Source organism: Mesorhizobium sp. M0317, from assembly GCF_040321555.1.
Taxonomy (GTDB): domain Bacteria; phylum Pseudomonadota; class Alphaproteobacteria; order Rhizobiales; family Rhizobiaceae; genus Mesorhizobium.
The window spans coordinates 24,167-39,872 of the sequence record NZ_JAMYRV010000001.1 but is presented as its reverse complement, the minus strand read 5'-3'; the positions used below and the strand labels follow the sequence as shown (position 1 = coordinate 39,872).

Annotated in this window: 20 protein-coding genes; 10 read left to right on the top strand and 10 right to left on the bottom strand. The window is 63.2% G+C overall.

What is annotated here, in order from left to right; genetic code table 11:
• Positions 1-34: 34 nt before the first annotated feature.
• Together NKI88_RS00200 and NKI88_RS00195 are read right to left on the bottom strand one after the other, a co-directional pair.
• Entirely contained in the window at positions 35-457 is a 423-nt protein-coding gene (locus NKI88_RS00200) for a DUF6163 family protein (protein WP_023736468.1), read from the bottom strand.
• Positions 454-1,491 carry an enoyl-CoA hydratase/isomerase family protein gene (locus NKI88_RS00195; protein WP_023697452.1) on the bottom strand — a complete coding sequence of 346 codons (1,038 nt, stop codon included), beginning with the start codon at positions 1,489-1,491 and terminating at the stop codon, positions 454-456. Before NKI88_RS00195 ends, NKI88_RS00200 begins: the two co-directional genes overlap by 4 nt.
• A 180-nt stretch (positions 1,492-1,671) precedes the next feature.
• Here NKI88_RS00195 and NKI88_RS00190 point away from each other — a divergent pair, with 180 nt between their 5' ends.
• Complete coding sequence (locus NKI88_RS00190; protein ID WP_023750458.1) at positions 1,672-2,178, top strand: pyridoxamine 5'-phosphate oxidase family protein; 507 nt, start codon at positions 1,672-1,674, stop codon at positions 2,176-2,178.
• An 88-nt stretch (positions 2,179-2,266) separates the two neighbouring features.
• Complete coding sequence (gene hemB / locus NKI88_RS00185; RefSeq protein ID WP_023673001.1) at positions 2,267-3,319, top strand: porphobilinogen synthase; 1,053 nt, start codon at positions 2,267-2,269, stop codon at positions 3,317-3,319.
• A 34-nt stretch (positions 3,320-3,353) separates the two neighbouring features.
• On the opposite strand, the gene NKI88_RS00180 is transcribed toward hemB, so the two are convergent.
• Positions 3,354-3,680, bottom strand: a complete 327-nt coding sequence (locus tag NKI88_RS00180; RefSeq protein WP_023673003.1) for a DUF1330 domain-containing protein — start codon at positions 3,678-3,680, stop codon at positions 3,354-3,356.
• Between the two features lie 176 nt (positions 3,681-3,856).
• Here NKI88_RS00180 and NKI88_RS00175 point away from each other — a divergent pair, with 176 nt between their 5' ends.
• Positions 3,857-4,552: a winged helix-turn-helix transcriptional regulator gene (locus NKI88_RS00175; RefSeq protein ID WP_023682403.1), complete on the top strand. Its 696-nt coding sequence runs from the start codon at positions 3,857-3,859 to the stop codon at positions 4,550-4,552.
• 110 nt (positions 4,553-4,662) lie between these two features.
• Positions 4,663-5,307, top strand: a complete 645-nt coding sequence (locus NKI88_RS00170; protein ID WP_023750459.1) for a dihydrofolate reductase family protein — start codon at positions 4,663-4,665, stop codon at positions 5,305-5,307.
• Positions 5,308-5,496: 189 nt separating this feature from the next.
• On the opposite strand, the gene ppk2 is transcribed toward NKI88_RS00170, so the two are convergent.
• Entirely contained in the window at positions 5,497-6,417 is a 921-nt protein-coding gene (gene ppk2 / locus NKI88_RS00165; protein ID WP_023689516.1) for a polyphosphate kinase 2, read from the bottom strand.
• A 244-nt stretch (positions 6,418-6,661) separates the two neighbouring features.
• Between ppk2 and NKI88_RS00160 the strand changes: the two genes are divergently transcribed.
• Positions 6,662-7,705 (top strand): aldo/keto reductase, encoded by a 1,044-nt coding sequence (locus tag NKI88_RS00160; protein WP_352653473.1) that lies wholly within the window; start codon positions 6,662-6,664, stop codon positions 7,703-7,705.
• Between the two features lie 20 nt (positions 7,706-7,725).
• Here the strand turns inward: NKI88_RS00160 and NKI88_RS00155 are convergent, their stop codons facing one another.
• Positions 7,726-8,697, bottom strand: a complete 972-nt coding sequence (locus NKI88_RS00155; protein WP_352498389.1) for a glycosyl transferase family 90 — start codon at positions 8,695-8,697, stop codon at positions 7,726-7,728.
• A gap of 178 nt (positions 8,698-8,875) precedes the next feature.
• Between NKI88_RS00155 and NKI88_RS00150 the strand changes: the two genes are divergently transcribed.
• Positions 8,876-9,034: a hypothetical protein gene (locus tag NKI88_RS00150; protein WP_023673009.1), complete on the top strand. Its 159-nt coding sequence runs from the start codon at positions 8,876-8,878 to the stop codon at positions 9,032-9,034.
• 72 nt (positions 9,035-9,106) lie between these two features.
• On the opposite strand, the gene NKI88_RS00145 is transcribed toward NKI88_RS00150, so the two are convergent.
• Together NKI88_RS00145 and NKI88_RS00140 are read right to left on the bottom strand one after the other, a co-directional pair.
• Entirely contained in the window at positions 9,107-9,340 is a 234-nt protein-coding gene (locus NKI88_RS00145) for a DUF982 domain-containing protein (RefSeq protein ID WP_245259900.1), read from the bottom strand.
• A 109-nt stretch (positions 9,341-9,449) separates the two neighbouring features.
• Entirely contained in the window at positions 9,450-10,115 is a 666-nt protein-coding gene (locus tag NKI88_RS00140) for a GntR family transcriptional regulator (protein ID WP_352653472.1), read from the bottom strand.
• A gap of 150 nt (positions 10,116-10,265) precedes the next feature.
• Between NKI88_RS00140 and NKI88_RS00135 the strand changes: the two genes are divergently transcribed.
• Entirely contained in the window at positions 10,266-11,531 is a 1,266-nt protein-coding gene (locus NKI88_RS00135) for a multidrug efflux MFS transporter (RefSeq protein WP_352653471.1), read from the top strand.
• Between the two features lie 43 nt (positions 11,532-11,574).
• Positions 11,575-11,949, top strand: coding sequence for a DUF423 domain-containing protein (locus tag NKI88_RS00130; protein WP_023673013.1), 375 nt, complete (start codon positions 11,575-11,577; stop codon positions 11,947-11,949).
• A gap of 36 nt (positions 11,950-11,985) precedes the next feature.
• On the opposite strand, the gene NKI88_RS00125 is transcribed toward NKI88_RS00130, so the two are convergent.
• Both NKI88_RS00125 and NKI88_RS00120 read right to left on the bottom strand, forming a co-directional pair.
• Positions 11,986-12,129, bottom strand: coding sequence for a hypothetical protein (locus NKI88_RS00125; RefSeq protein WP_352653470.1), 144 nt, complete (start codon positions 12,127-12,129; stop codon positions 11,986-11,988).
• Between the two features lie 64 nt (positions 12,130-12,193).
• Positions 12,194-12,337, bottom strand: coding sequence for a hypothetical protein (locus tag NKI88_RS00120; protein WP_352538762.1), 144 nt, complete (start codon positions 12,335-12,337; stop codon positions 12,194-12,196).
• Positions 12,338-12,482: 145 nt separating this feature from the next.
• On the opposite strand from NKI88_RS00120, the gene NKI88_RS00115 reads away from it, so the two are divergent.
• A complete protein-coding gene (locus NKI88_RS00115; RefSeq protein WP_352653469.1) occupies positions 12,483-13,565 on the top strand; it encodes a LacI family DNA-binding transcriptional regulator in 1,083 nt (360 codons plus the stop codon).
• A 15-nt stretch (positions 13,566-13,580) separates the two neighbouring features.
• On the opposite strand, the gene NKI88_RS00110 is transcribed toward NKI88_RS00115, so the two are convergent.
• Positions 13,581-14,795: an OpgC family protein gene (locus NKI88_RS00110; protein WP_352653468.1), complete on the bottom strand. Its 1,215-nt coding sequence runs from the start codon at positions 14,793-14,795 to the stop codon at positions 13,581-13,583.
• 217 nt (positions 14,796-15,012) lie between these two features.
• Here NKI88_RS00110 and NKI88_RS00105 point away from each other — a divergent pair, with 217 nt between their 5' ends.
• Positions 15,013-15,684 (top strand): alpha/beta hydrolase, encoded by a 672-nt coding sequence (locus NKI88_RS00105; protein WP_352653467.1) that lies wholly within the window; start codon positions 15,013-15,015, stop codon positions 15,682-15,684.
• The last annotated feature ends 22 nt before the right edge of the window (positions 15,685-15,706 follow it).

The window sequence follows — 15,706 nt, the reverse complement described above, 5'->3', positions numbered from 1 at the left end:
CTAAAGATTTACCCAATGGCTGCGGGGCGGCGTTTCAGGCGCGCGCGGGGCGCTTGCGCATCCAGATAACGGCGCGGAAGGCGATGTAGAGCAGCGCCACCGCGGCATGCGAGAAGACGATCAGCGGCCGGTGGCCGTACAGATCGGGGAAGCCGGCATACATGATGGTCTCGGTCACCGCGCAGATGAACCAGATCACCGGGCCCCACGACGCCAGCATCCAGAGGCCGGCGGCGGCGAAGGGGAAGAACACGGCCAGCATCACCGCCACGACCTGCCAGTGCACCGGCATCAGGTCGAAGCGCCACAGCGGGCCGGGATAAAAGCCGATCAGCCGGATCCAGTACAGGATGCCGAACAGCAGGCAATAGCCCGCTATGACGCGCTGGAACCAGGCGAAGATGATCTCGACACCCGAGGGCTGCAGCACGATGCGCCGCGACGTGACCTCGCTCACAGTTCGAGCTCCCGTTCGAGCGGCGCGAAATAGGCGTCCACCGAAGCAGCGTCGACCTCGGCCAGGCTTGCCGGCCGCCACTGCGGCGTCGAACCCTTGTCGACGAGGACGGCGCGGATGCCTTCATAGAAGTCGTGCCCGGCCAGCATGCGGTTGAGGATGCGGAACTCCATCTTCATGCAGGCTTCCATCGACAGCGTCAGCCCGGCGCTGATCTGGCGCCACGCGACATTGAGGCTGGTCGGCGAGCGGGTGCGGATGGTGGCCAGCGTCTTGGCGGCAAACTCGTCGGCGCCTGCCGCCCGCTCCAGGCTCTCGAGGATTTCGGCGAGCGAGGGTTGGGAAAAATGCCGGGCAATGGCTTCCAGCACCGGCTGGCCGGTCTCCCGCCTGGCCGGCACGAAAAAGCCGCGCAGCACCGATTCCGGATCGCCATTGGCGCAGAGCCGATCGAGAAAGGCAGCCTGGTCGGCGGCCTTGATGGTGTGGGTGGCCAGGCCAGACCACAGCGCATCGCCATAGCGAATGCGGTTGCCGGTCAGCGCCAGATACATGCCGAAGCTGCCGCCAAGGTCGGGCAGAAGATGGCTGCCGCCGACATCGGGGAAGAAACCGATGCCGACTTCGGGCATGGCGAACTGGGCGTTCTCGGTCAGCACACGCTGCGAACCGTGGAAAGAGATGCCGACGCCGCCGCCCATAACGATCCCGTCGATCAGCGCGACATAGGGCTTTTTGTAACTGTTGATGCGGGCGTTGAGCCGGTATTCGTCGGCGAAGAACTCGACCGGCGGCTTTCCGGCGCGGGCCTCGTAGACGTGCATGATGTCGCCGCCGGCGCAAAACGCCCTGCCCTCGGCCTTGACGATGACGACATCGACGCCGGTATCGCGCTCAAAAGCGTCGAGCGCCTTGTCCAGCGCCTTGATCATGCGATGTGTCAGCGCATTGAGCGCCTGCGGCCGCGTCAGCGTGACGACGCCCGCCTTGCCCAACCGTTCGAAGCGGATCTCGTCGCCGCCGCCAAAAACCATCGTCAGAGAATCCCTCCCCGCGCCTGCGGGACTGAAGTGCTAAAGGTGGCGCATGGGTGCGTCAACCGGCGGGCGCGGTTTGGATTTTCGCAAGGGAACGCGACCGTGCTTTGCCCCCGACAGAAATGCGCGCAAAATTGCCGGGCAAAACAGCCTTTCTTCTGATGCAGGGACAAACGCATGACGCTTGAAACCGCAGCGCCGAGCCATGGCTGGGAGATGCCGAAAAAGTTCGACCCGGATGATGTTCTCAGCCGCCCGCTGATGGCCAATCTGGCGACCGTGACCGCTGACGGCGCGCCGCGCAACGCGCCGATGTGGTTCATCTGGGAGGACGCTGCGATCTGGCTGCTCGGCTCGACCGGCGCAAGTGCTGTCAAACACCTCGAACGTGACCCGCGCTGCGCCGTGGAGATCGTCCATTTCGACAATGAGGCCGGCATCCTGCTGCATCTCGGCCTGCGCGGCGTCGCCACCATAGAAGCTATGGCGCCGAACCGCTTCAAACGGCTGCTGCACAAATATCTCGGCCCGGAGGCGACCTGGAACCGCTGGTTCATCGACAATGTCGCCGACATCGGCCATCCGGACGGGCGCCTGATCCGGCTCGCCCCGGAGAGCACCTTCACCAACAATGTGTCGTTCTTCAAAACCGGCCCAGAACTGGCGTGGCCGCCAAAGCCGTAAGCACCGCGTCATCGGCTGGCACAATCGTGTCGCATTGGTCAGCGGCAAGGCCTCGTGGTAAAAGCCGCCTCGACCCGGAGTTTTTGCGATGAACAAATTCACCCCCGCGACGAGCAACAAATTCGCGCCGGCAAAGCTCGGCGCACGCAGCGTCGACGAGATCACCGGCAGCCGCCGCTTGCGGCGCATGCGCAAGGCCGACTGGTCGCGCCGCCTGGTGCAGGAAAACCGGCTTACGGTGAACGATCTGATCTGGCCGATCTTCGTGATCGACGGCAAGAACACGCGCGAGCCGATCGCCGCCATGCCCGGCGTCTTCCGCCTGTCGCTGGACCTCGCCGTCAAGGAGGCCGAGCGGGCCGCTAAGCTCGGCATTCCGGCGATCGCCACCTTCCCCAATGTTGAACTCAGCCTGCGCGACCAGACGGGATCGCACATCCTCGACCCGGAAAACATCATCAACCGCGCCACCCGCGCCATCAAGGACGCAGTGCCCGAGATCGGCATCATCACCGATGCCGCGCTCGATCCGTTCACCTCGCACGGCCATGACGGCATCTTGCGCGACGGCATCATCGTCAATGACGAGACAGTGGAACAGGTGACCGCCGCGGCCGTCATCCAGGCAGCGGCCGGCGCCGACATCATCGCGCCGTCCGACATGATGGACGGCCGCATCGGCGCCATCCGCGACGCACTCGACGCCAACGGTTTTTCGGATGTGGCGATCATGTCCTATGCGACGAAATTCGCCTCCGCCTTCTACGGCCCCTACCGCGAGGCGGTCGGCACCGCCGGCCTGCTCAAGGGCGACAAGAAGACCTACTATCTCGACCACGCCAATTCCGACGAAGCGGTGCGCGAGGCCGAGCAGGATATCGCCGAGGGCGCCGACATGCTGATGGTCAAGCCCGGCCTGCCCTATCTCGACATCATCCGCCGGCTGAAGGACGAGTTCCAGATGCCGACCTTCGCCTACCAGGTGTCAGGCGAATATTCGATGATCAAGGCGGCGGCCGCCAATGGCTGGATCGACGGCGAAAAGGCAATGCTGGAGAGCCTGCTCGCCTTCAAGCGCGCCGGCTGCGACGGCATCCTGACTTACTTCGCGCCGGAAGTGGCGCAAATGCTGAAGGGTTAGCCGGAACCTGGATGCTCCGGGTTCCGGCTTTTCCTCACGCCTTTGGCAAATAAGGAATCGTTCCGGCGAGATCGGTATCGTCGATCAGTTGGAAGCGGCTGTCGCTGCCCTTCCGGCGCTCCGCCACAAACGGAGCGTATTGCGGATCGTTGGTGAAGGCTTCGGCTGCCTTTGCCGACGGAAACGCCATGATGGCGATCAGGCTGGTGTCGAGCGGCTTGCCCTCCAGCGTCTTCACATTGCCGCTGCGGGCGAGATACTTGCCGCCATGCTTGTGGACGAGGTCATGCACCGAAGCGGCATAGGCCGGCACCCATTTGTCGTCCTTCACCTTGATGTCTGCGATCACGTAAGCGGTCATTGTCCAACTCCTCATGGATCGGCACCGGACTGCCCGGTGACGTGACCGCTGCCTCGCATGGCGGCGCCGGACCGCTCCAGTCACAGAACTGTACCGGGGGTGCCAGTACAGCTTCTGTACTGGCTGAACTCAGGTTTTCTGAATAAGGTCCGGCAACATCTTTTGGAGCTCACCACATGACACAAGCCGGTTACAAGCAATTCTGCCCGCTCTCCATGGCCGCCGAGCTGCTCTGCACACGCTGGACCATGGTGCTGCTGCGCGAACTGGTGGCGGGATCGACCCGCTTCAACGATTTGCGCCGCGGCGTGCCGAAAATGTCGCCAACCCTTCTGTCGCAACGGCTCAAGGACCTCGAGGCCGGCGGCATCGTCGAGCGGACCGAGATCGCGACCGAGAAGGGCGTGTTCGAATACCGGCTGACCGAGGCGGGCCGGGATTTGCGCCCGGTTGTCGAGGCGATGGGGTTTTGGGGCCAGAAATGGGTCGAGGCCAGGCTGTCGCTCAAAAACCTCGATCCGTCGCTGCTGATGTGGGACATGCGGCGCAATCTGAACCCCAGTCCGCTGCCGGACGGGCGCACCGTGATACAATTCCTGTACCATGACCTGCCGGCGTCAAAACGATCGTGGTGGCTGATCGTCGAAAAGCAGGGCGAGGTCGATCTTTGCTGGTACGATCCGGGCTTCGACGTCGATCTCTACGTCTCGACCGATCTGTGCACCATGACCTCGATCTGGATGGGGCTGACGACAGTTCACAAGGAACGCGACAAGATCAGCCTGACCGGCGATCTCGACGTCGCCGGCAAGATGCAGATCTGGCTTGGGCTCAGCCCGTTTGCGGTGATGCCGAAGCGCGTGGCGGCTTGAGGTCCCTGCGCATTCCACAGATCGGCTTGCCTCTAAAAATACTAGTTGCAAAATGCAATCAGTTTGAATACTGATTGCAAATCACAACTGGTCACCGAAAGGGAGTCTCCATGTCCAAACTTCGCGTCAATGCCTTCACCTTGTCGCTCGACGGTTTCGGCGCCGGTCCTGACCAGGACCTGCAAGATCCGCTCGGCGTTGGCGGCGAACATTTGCACAAATGGATGACCGGCACCCGCACCTTCCACGAGATGGTCGGCAAGGATGGCGGCACCACCGATGTGGACGACCGGTTCACTGTCCGCAGCTTCGACAATGTCGGCGCCTGGATCCTCGGCCGCAACATGTTCGGCCCAATCCGCGGCGAATGGCCAGACGAGAGCTGGAAAGGCTGGTGGGGCGACAACCCGCCCTATCACGTGCCGACCTTCGTGCTGACCCACTACAAGCGCGACCCCATTGTGATGGAAGGCGGCACCGTTTTCCACTTCGTTGCCGGCGGCATCCACGCCGCGCTCGAACAAGCAAAGGCCGCGGCCGGCGGCAAGGATGTCCGCGTCGGCGGCGGCGTTTCCACCATCCGGCAATATCTGCAAGAGAAGCTCATCGACGAGTTGCATCTGGCGGTGTCGCCGGTGTTGCTCGGGAGGGGCGAGAGCCTGTTTGCCGGGCTGGATATGCTGAAGCTGGGTTACCAGTGCACCGAGCAGGTGGCGACAGCGCTCGCCACGCATGTGACGATCAAGCGGGTGTAGTGGCGAAGTGATAGGCGCAGGCTTCTTTCTCCCCGTTCTACGGGGAGAAATGCCCGGCAGGCAATGAGGGGCAGCGCTGCTTTTGGAGGTTAGCAGCGTCCGACGACTGTGAATTCGCCGATGCCGGCGCTGCCCCTCATCCGCCCTTCGGGCACCTTCTCCCCGTGAAACGGGGAGAAGGAAAAGTGCTCAATACTTCTCCGGCACGTAAAGCTCGCGCGGCAGGACCTGGCGCTCGTACTCCGGGTTGAACACCCGCTCGGGCAGCGTGATTTCTTCGTGCGGCACGTCCTCATAGGGCAGCTGTTTGAGGAGATGGTCGATGCAGTTCAGCCGCGCCCGCTTCTTGTCGTTGCCTTCGACGATGTACCACGGTGCCTCTGGGATGTTGGTGCGGGCAAACGTCTCTTCCTTGGCCTTGGTGTACTGCTCCCAGCGCACGCGCGACTGCAGGTCCATCGGCGACAGCTTCCACTGCTTCATCGGATCGTGGATGCGCATCATGAAGCGCATCTGCTGTTCCTCGTCGGTGATCGAGAACCAGTATTTGACCAGCGTGACGCCGGAGCGGACCAGCATGCGCTCGAACTCCGGCACGTCGCGGAAGAACTCTTCGACCTGATCGGGTTCGGCAAAGCCCATCACCCGCTCGACGCCGGAGCGGTTGTACCAGGAGCGGTCGAACAGCACGATCTCGCCGCCGGCCGGCAGATGCGGCACGTAGCGCTGGAAATACCATTGTGACTTTTCGCGCTCGGTCGGCGCCGGCAGCGCCACGACGCGGCAGATGCGCGGGTTGAGGCGCTGGGTGATGCGCTTGATGACGCCGCCCTTGCCGGCGGAATCACGGCCCTCGAAAACCACCACCAGCTTCTTCTTGTGGTAGGCAACCCAGGACTGCAGCTTGATCAGTTCCGACTGCAAGCCGATCAGGTCGCGGAAATACTGCATGCGATCGATCGACGGCGGATGCGCGTTCTTGTAGATCTTGGCGATCTCCAACGACAGCGCCGGCTCCGAGATTTCCAGCTCATAGTCCTCGTCGAGCGTGTCGGCGAGTTCGGCTTCCAGCCAATCCCTGGCCGCAGAATTCTGCTTTAGCTCATTCATTTCCACTGCTCCGCTTGCCGGCTGACATGAAACCCTGAGCCGACTTGATATAGGCCGGCAATGACGGTTTTATTGCAAGCCGCCGGCCAGCCGGTCTTCACTGCAAAGCAGCGAGGCATTGCCGATCCAGCGCCCTGGCATGGCGACAAGCCGCTCAAATTGTCCTACAAATAGCGGACCCGTTCGGGCTTCCCCGCCCTTTCCTGCTAAAACCGCCTCCCCACCAAAACTACGAGGATCAGACATGGAATACCGCACGCTTGGCCGTTCCGGCTTGAAAGTTTCGGCGCTGACCTTGGGAACCATGACCTTCGGCGGCAGCGGGCCGTTCGCTGCCGTCGGCAATTCCGATCTCGCGGAGGCCTCGCGCATCATCGACACTTGCATCGATGCCGGCATCAATCTCATCGACACCGCCAATGTCTATTCGAACGGATTGTCGGAAGAGATCATCGGCGAGGCGCTCGGCGGCAAGCGCAAGAACCACGTGCTGATCGCCTCCAAGGCGCGCATGCGGATCGGCAAGGGCCCCAATGACGAAGGCCTGTCGCGCCATCATCTGATCCGCGAATGCGAGAAGAGCCTGAAGCGCCTCAGGACAGATGTCATCGACATCTATTTCCTGCACGAATGGGATGGCGCGACGCCGCTCGAGGAAACCATCGCCGCGCTCGACACGCTGGTTGCCCAGGGCAAGATCCGCAATGTCGGCTGCTCCAACTATTCCGGCTGGCAGGTCATGAAGGCGCTGGGCATCAGCGACAGCCAGCACCAGCCGCGCTTCGTCACCCAGCAGATCCACTACACGCTGGAAGCACGCGAGGCCGAGTATGAGCTCTTGCCGATCTCGGTCGACCAGGGCCTTGGCGTTTTGGTGTGGAGCCCGCTCGCCGGCGGCCTCCTGTCGGGAAAATACCGCCGCGACAGCCCGACGGCGCGCCAGATCGGCGGCTGGTCGGAACCGCCGATCCGCGACGAAGACCGGCTGTGGCGGATCGTCGATGTGCTGGTCGATATCGGTGCGGCACGCGGCGTTTCGGCGGCCCAGGTGGCGCTGACCTGGCTGCTCGGCCGGCCAGCCGTCAGTTCGCTGGTGATCGGCGCACGCAACGAGGCCCAGTTGAAAGACAATCTCGCCGCGGCAAGCCTGACGCTGTCCTTTGATGAACGCCAGCGTCTCGATGCCGTCAGCCGGCCGCCGGTGCTCTATCCCTACTGGCACCAGCAGTTTACGGCGAAGGACCGCTTCGGCCCGGCCGATCTGGTTATGGACCGCAGCGTCATCTGACTTAAGGGCGCCGGAAGCCGCTAGCCCGCGATAAACCGCCAGACCTGCGGATCGGGCTCGATCTGGCCGCTGAGCACGAAATATTTGTAGAGCACGAGCAGGCAGATCGCCTGCTCGGCCCGCTCGTCGGCGAATTTGCGGCAATAGGCGTTGGCCGCCGCAACGATGCGCTGGGCCTCGGCCGGATGCTGCTCGAGATGATGCACCCGCTCGGCCAGATCGCTGAAGTCGGGCGCCAGCGGCACATAATGGACATCGGGCTCGAGCTGCCCCTCGGCGAACCAGGTCTCGTAAGTCGGCGGCGGCATCAGGCAGAGCGAGTTCGAGCTCATGATCCATTTCAGATTGGTCGCGACATCATTGCCTTCGAGCGAGATAATGTAGCGGTAGCGGCGCTGCTGATCGATGCTGAGATAGGGCTTGCGGTATTCCGCCGGTGCTGTCGCCCTCGGCGTGCCGACATCGCAGAACGGCAGATTGCGGGCTGCATCCAGCAACAAGGTGCGGATCGGATTGTTGAGTTCGCCGCGCCAAACGACGAGCGGATGTTTGTCGGCGAAGGCGACATCGTCGGCCGGCATGTGGAAATGGCGGAACTTGTTCAACTTGAACAGGACGCCGTTGCTGTTGTCGCCGGCTATCGGCCGGTCCTTGACGATCGACGGCATCTTCGGCACTTCGATGACGTCGCCGAATTCCAGGTCGATGCGCAGATCTGGGTCGAAATAACGGGTGAACTCCTTCAGATCGTAATAGTACATGCTGCGGTCCGACGGCAGCCGGCTGACCGGCACGGCCTCGGGGCTGGAGCTAAAAGGCTCCCGCAGCGTGTTGTAGTAATTGAGCCGCTGGCGGACCGATGCGTCGGAAAGCCTGGCCTGATCGAGCAGCCGGCCGAGCCGGCGCCGGAAAAGAACCGGCGGCGCGATGTCGCGCATGGCGTTGCGCGCATAGTAGATCAGCTTCTGTGCGTTTCTTTGAAGCGTGGCCATCGGTCGTTTTGATTCGAAATCGGTCGGCGGCGGCTCCAGCAACTGTCCCGCAGCCTTTTCTAAACCATTGTGTTCGCCATCACGCAAGTCCAGAACCGCTGGCATCTGCCCTCGCGGCGCTGTTGTGTTTGCCGGCCAATGCTTCTAGGCAGGATCAGGCACAGCGAAAGGAAACGATATGGCTCGACCACCGAATTACGGTCAGGAACGCAAAGAGCGCGACCGGCAGAAGGCCGCCAAGAAGGCGGAGAAGCTCGCCGCCAAGGTCGCGGCCAAGGAGCGCGCCGAGCCTGAGAACGAGGCAAGTTCGAAAACCGACACCGAGACAGAAAAATAGGCAAGACAGGATCACCGGCCCGCGAAACGGGCCGGATCCTGGCAAAATGCCGGTCTGATCAGGCCGATGTGATCAGGCCGGGGCCTTGTCGCTGACGAAGACGTTGACCTCGCGCGCGGCGGCGATGAAGGCGCGTCTTGCAATCATCGCCGGCTTGTCGCCGGCCAGCGCGTCATGGCAGGCCTGCAGCGCTTCGCGGTGCTTGGGGCTGCGCTTGCCGGGCCAGCTGTTGAGCAGGTAATCGGAAGCCTCGCGCACCGTACGCAAGAGCTGAGTGCTTCCCTCCGTGCCCGACTTAACGGTCACGGGTGTTTCAAATCGGTTGTTTTCCATGGCCGCCTCTTACGCCATCGGCGTCCGCGAAGCGAGGCCGAAAGCGGATCGCGACGGCGTTCTTTCGTTTTCGTGACCAGTATCAAGCGGCGACGACGGCAAAACCCCTGGCGCGTAGGCCGCGCCGGTCATTGTGCAACGACGTCACCAGGCGGGCGCGGCTGCCGGCTATATGGGCGGAAAGTCGCGCCGCCGCCGCATCGGCATCGCCGGCCCGCACCGCCGCCAGAATGGCGTGATGCTCGCTCCAGGCGCGGCCAAGGGCCGCCTCGTCGCGCACCTCCAGCCAGCGCGCCCGCGACAGCCGCGTCATGGCATCGCGCACGGCCCGAAACAGGAACTCGTTGCCGGAGAGCCGCGCCAGTTCGATATGGAAATCCATGCCGACGCGGTGCCATTCCTCGCGCGGCGTGGCAGTGTCGCAGGAGTCCAGCATCGCCTCGATGACATCGGCTGCGCTCCTGTCGGCCAGCGCCGAAGTCAGCCTGACCGCCGCGACCTCGACCGCTTCGCGGTACACCGCGATCTGTTCCAGTTCGGCAAGGTTGATCGGCGACACGGTCCAGCCGCGCCCGTCGCGGCAGATCAGCCCTTCCGTCTCCAGCCGCAGCAGGGCTGCCCTGACCGGCGTACGCGAGGCGCCGAAGCGGCTCTCCATCCAGCGCTCCGTCAGCCGCTCGCCAGGACCGAGCTCGAGGCCAAGGATCATCTCGCGAAGCGCTTTTTCGACGATCTGCATCTGCGACATAGTTGCTTCCATTGCTGGCGACCGGCCTTGCCCGTTGGTCTTGCCGATCACATTGATGGCGCCTGATTGACAGCAGCCGGGCTTTGCGTCCATGAGGGTACCAAGTTGGTATCCCAAAATGGTATCCGCAGCAAGCGGACAGGACAGGACATGCCGCAGGACAGTGCAGCGCAGGCCGCCGAAGCGCCTTCCACCCACAACATTCATTGGCGGCGCAACCTGTTCGTGTGCTTTGCCGGATCGTTCAGCACGCTTGTGGCGATGACGCTATTGTTGCCGTTCCTGCCGCTCTATGTCGAGCAACTGGGCGCCGTCGGCCACGCGGCGATCGTGCAATGGTCCGGCATCGCTTTCGGCGCCACCTTCCTTGCCGCCGCCCTTGTCGCGCCACTGTGGGGACGGCTGGGTGACCGTTATGGCCGCAAGGTGATGCTGGTGCGCGCCAGTTTCGGCATGGCGATCTGCATGTCGCTGACCGGCATGGTGCAGACCGTCTGGCAATTGGTGCTTTTGCGCCTGTTGATCGGCTTTGCCGGCGGTTATTCCTCAGGCTCGACGATCCTTGTCGCCATGCAGACGCCGAAGGAGCGCTCCGGCTGGGCGCTTGGCGTGCTGTCGGCCGGCATCACCGCAGGCTCCCTGGTCGGCCCGTTGCTTGGCGGCGCGCTGCCGCCATTGATCGGTATTCGCGCCACCTTCCTCATCGCGGGCGGCGTCATTTTCCTGGCGGCGCTGGCGACGACGTTCCTGATCAAGGAGATGCCTCGCCCGCCAGTACAGGCAAAACGCGAGGAGAAACCAAAGGGAAGTTGGGCGCAGATCCCCGACAAACGCCCTGTCGTGGCCATGCTGGCGACCGGCATGCTGTTCACCTTCGCCAACATGTCGATCGAGCCGATCATCACCGTTTACGTCCAGCAACTGGTCGCGGACGCAAGCCGGGTGACCCTGGTCTCAGGTGTCGTCATGTCGGCGGCCGCACTCGGCGCCATCCTGTCGGCGTCACGGCTGGGTAAGCTCGCCGACCGCATCGGCCACTGGAACGTCATCGTCGCATCGCTGGCCGTCTCGGCGCTGCTGTTGATACCGCAGGCCTTCGTCACCGAGAGCTGGCAGTTGGTCGGGCTGCGGTTCCTTATGGGTCTGGTGCTGGGCGGGCTGTTGCCCTGCATCACCAGCGTCATCCGCCACAATGTTCCCGATGGGGTCGGCGGCAATGTGCTGGGCCTGGCAATCTCGGCGCAATATGTCGGCCAGGTTGCGGGGCCGCTGCTGGGCGGCTTCGTCGGCGGCCATTTCGGCATGCGCGCGGTGTTTCTCGGCACGTCGGTGCTGATGGCGGGCGGTGCCGCGTATAATTGGCTGGCCCAGGCGCGCCGCACGCGCGACATGCTGGCGATATCGGAAAAATCCTGACAGACAGGTCGCGCCGCCTATCGTCAATCACGGAGCCCGAGACATGAGCATCGCCGAGTCAGCACCAGCAAACAGCGCGCGCATCCTTGTTTTCGCCGGCGGCATTGCCGGCGCGGCGGGCGTGGCGCTGTCGGCGGCTTCAGCGCATCTCGGCGGCGCGTTCGTCGGCACGGCCGCATCCTTCCTGCTCATGCATGCGCCGGTGTTTTTGGCCGTCGGCCTCGCCGGCGCAAACCGGATCTTGCGAATCGGCAGCCTGGTGCTGCTCGTCGGGCTTGTTCTGTTCTGCGGCGATCTGCTGGCACGGGATTTCGTGGGATCGCGGCTGTTCCCGATGTCGGCGCCGATCGGCGGCACCTTGCTCATCGCGGGCTGGCTGGTGATCGCGGCCTCGGCGCTCGTGCGACAACGGTCCTGACGGGGCAAGAACCCTGCCCCATCAAGTATCGCAGATTTAATCCTGCCGGCTTTCCGGCAGCAGGTCACGGTTGCGCTTGGCAGCCTTGGTCGGCCGCCGCCGTTGCGGCTGCTCCGTGGCAGGCGAGATACCCCAGTAATTGCGATAAATGTCTTCGAACAGATGTTTCACGGGATGCATGTTCGTTCTCCTCTTCAAGAACTTGAATCGATCCAATCAGCTGGCACGAAAATGCCGGGACCGATCAGCTGCGCTTGCGTTTCACAAGGTATTGCAGGTCACGCCTCCACGGCCCGACCTTGTCGCGGCACCTGCGGGTGGCGGCGTCGGAGACTATGCCCCAATCATTGCCGTAGATGTCTTCGAACAGATAATTCACGGGATGCATGGCACCCTCCTCTTGAATCGATCCAAGTGTACTTGATGCATCCCTTGGATCGATTCAAATATAGACCCTCTCCGCCGTCCGATCAAGGGAAAATTTGAACCGATCCAACGAAAGTGCTAAACAGGCTCCGGTTCAGGAGACGAAAATGACGGCATTGACCTCCGGCAAGACGAGACCAGTGCGGCTTGCCGACATCGCCAAGGCGGCCGGGGTCTCGCACGGTACCGCGTCCAACGTGTTCGCTCGCCCGGAAATCGTGCGCGAAGAGGTCCGCGAGCGGGTCAAGGCGGCGGCGGAAGCGATGGGCTATGCCGGCCCGGATCCCAAGGGCCGGCTGCTGCGCGCCGGCAAGGTCAACGCCATCGGCGTGGCAACGGCAGAACCATTGTCCTATTTCTTCGACGATCCCTTTGCCCGCGTCATGATGGCCAGCATTTCGCAGGCCTGCGACGCCACCGGCGCCGGAATTTCGCTGGTCTCGGCCGCCAACAGCGAGCAGCTCGCCTGGAACATCCAGAGCGCCCTGGTCGACGGCTTCATCGTGTTCTGCATCGAGGGTGGGTCGCGGCTGGTCGAACTGGCGCGCGAACGCAAACTGCCTTTCGTGGCGCTTGATCTCGATTCGGAAAATGAGGCGGTCGCTGCGATCGGCGTCGACAACGTCGCCGGCGCGGGTCTGGCGGCGCGCCATCTGGCCGAGTTCGGCCATCGCAGCTTTGCCGTACTCGCCCTGGAATCTGCCGGCGCTGGCTTTGGTCCCGTCACGCAGGAGCAAGTCGAGACGACATCCCTCTACTCGGGCACACGCGACCGTCTGCGTGGCTATTTCGGCGAGCTCTCCCGCTTCGGCATCGACGTCTCGCAAGTGCCAATCTACGAAACCCTCAATGACGAGGCGAGCGTTCGGGCCGGCCTCGATCATATTTTCGCGCTGCCGCAGACGCCGACGGCAATCCTGGCCATGTCGGACAAGATCGCGCTGCATGCGCTCGACTGGCTGCGCGAGCGTAACATTGCCGTGCCGGGCGATGTGTCAATCGTCGGCTTCGACGGCGTGCCGGAAGGCGCCGACTCCGAGCCGCCACTAACCACTGTCGCCCAGCCGATCGCCGAGATGGGCCGGCTGGCCGTCAAGGCGATCCTCGAAAATGACGGCTCGCAGCACCGGCAATTGCTGCCGGTCGATCTTGTGGTGCGGGGGTCGTCCGGCCCCTCGCCTGCTAGCTAGGCGGCTGATGTGGGATCATCGGCTTAGCCTTGGCATCGCGGGCATGCCGAAGGTCTGGTGAACGGCTGGCGCTTCTTTGCGAACCGGCTTTTTGCCCAAGCCGATGCCGGACAGCCACTCAAGATAGAAGGCGAGCGCGAATTGCATGGCGATGCCGGCCGAAATCAGCAAGACGTCATAGGCAAAGCCGCCCGGATTGATCAGCTTCATCACCTGCGCCGCCATGGCGATCAGCGTGCCGGCGAGGAACACCGGCAAGGAGCGCTTGCCGAGCAGGGCAAGCGGATGGTCCGGGCTGAGACGGAACAGGTTCGAGAAAGCCGGCAGGGCGACGATCAGATAGCTCACCGCCAATATGTGCAGGAGCCGCGGCAGCGACAGGAACGTCTTGTCGAAGCCGCCGATCACCACGGGCAGGTTAAACCACGTTATCTCGCCCCAGAGCGGGCTGTGCACCCAGACCGCCGCTGCCGCGACATAGGTCGCCGCGGCGCCCACCAGCCAACGATTGACGGGAATTGTGCCGCCGCGCCTGACATGCAGCATGCCGGCAAGGCCGATGTTGAACAGGAATTGCCAGGACAGCGGGTTGAGGAACCAGAAGCCGGGCTCCGGATAGTTCGGCGGCGCGATCTGCCAGAGGCCGGCGACGAGCCACAGCGCGCCGGAAAAGACCAGCGCCGGCAGCGGCCGGTAGCTGACGAAGAGCAGGAAGAGCGGCGCCATCAACAGCAGCGCCGCATAGACCGGCAGGATGTTGTTGTAGCCAAGCTGGTGGCCGAGCGTGACAATGCCGATCATGACCTCCGGCGTGTTCTTCATCAGCGGCTCGATGTTGATCAGCTTGAGCAGTTCCGGCCGCCGGCCGAACACCGCCGCGGCGCAGAACAACGCCATCACAACCATGGTGGTGACGATGTGGGCGCTGTAAAGCACGCCGGCCCGGCGCCACATCTTCAACATCGCCAGCAGCCGGCCGCCCGGCTGGAACTTGGTGCCATATGCGAGTGCGACCGACATGCCGGAAATCAGCACGAAGGCTTCCGCCGCGTCCGAGAATCCGAAATTCTTGTAGGTCAGCGTTTCGAAGACGGTGCCTGGCACGTGGTCGATATAGATGGTCAGGAGTGCGAGCGCACGGAACACGTCAATGCGCGTGTCGCGATCGGGGATACGCGGAGCGCGATCGGCGATACGCGGGGCGCGATCGGGCGGAACTGGCAGGGTCATCGACAAAAGGCCTCAAAGGAGAGCAAGGGTGCTCGCGTTGTTCATGCCGGGATGCGACCATCGGCGCACACCGCTTCGATTCCTCCCGCAGGGAGCATATCGGCGCAGAAACGGTCTGAAATGAGCCTGTTGCAATCACATTTCGCGGAGCGTGAAAATATTCCGTTTTGAAGCTGGCAAAGGACCAATGTCTCCGAGAAATCAATGAGATATGAGCGTGCATCGATATAGCGACGAGAACGCCTTTCTGCATCAGGATCTGGCGTTTCCCTACCGCCTCCTCAAGCCGGAGAATGCCGGCGGCGAGAGCCTGTTTTTACTGCACGGATCGGGTGTCGACGAAACGACGATGGTGCCGATTGCGAGGCAGATCGCCCCCAACGCCACGCTGGTCGCGGTGCGTGGCCGCATCCGCCAAGAAGACGGCTTCCGCTGGTTCGAGCGGATCACGCCGACCAGTTTCGAACAGGCGAGCATCCGTGCCGAAACATCGTACTTTGCCGCCTTCGCAAGCGAGGCCGCAAAGCGCCACGGGCTCGACCTCGCCCGGGCGACTTTCCTCGGCTATTCCAATGGCGCCAATCTGGTTTCCAGCCTGATGCTGCTCAACTCCGGCCTCGTGCGAAAAGCGGCGTTGCTGAGAGCAATGCCCGTGCTTGACGATGCGCCGGCAACCGATCTGACAGGAAGGCGCGTCCTGATTGTCGCCGGTGCCGCGGACGAGACCTACGGGCCGTTTGCGCCGCCACTGGTGAGGCTGCTCAACAAACATGGCGCCGAGGTCGATGCGCGCATCGTGCCTTCAGGTCACGAAATCGGCGGCCCGGATGCCGCCATCGTCCGGCAATGGCTGGCGGGACCAGCATTGGTCGCACGCCAGGCAGGCTAAGAGACCTTGGTAGACCGCATCG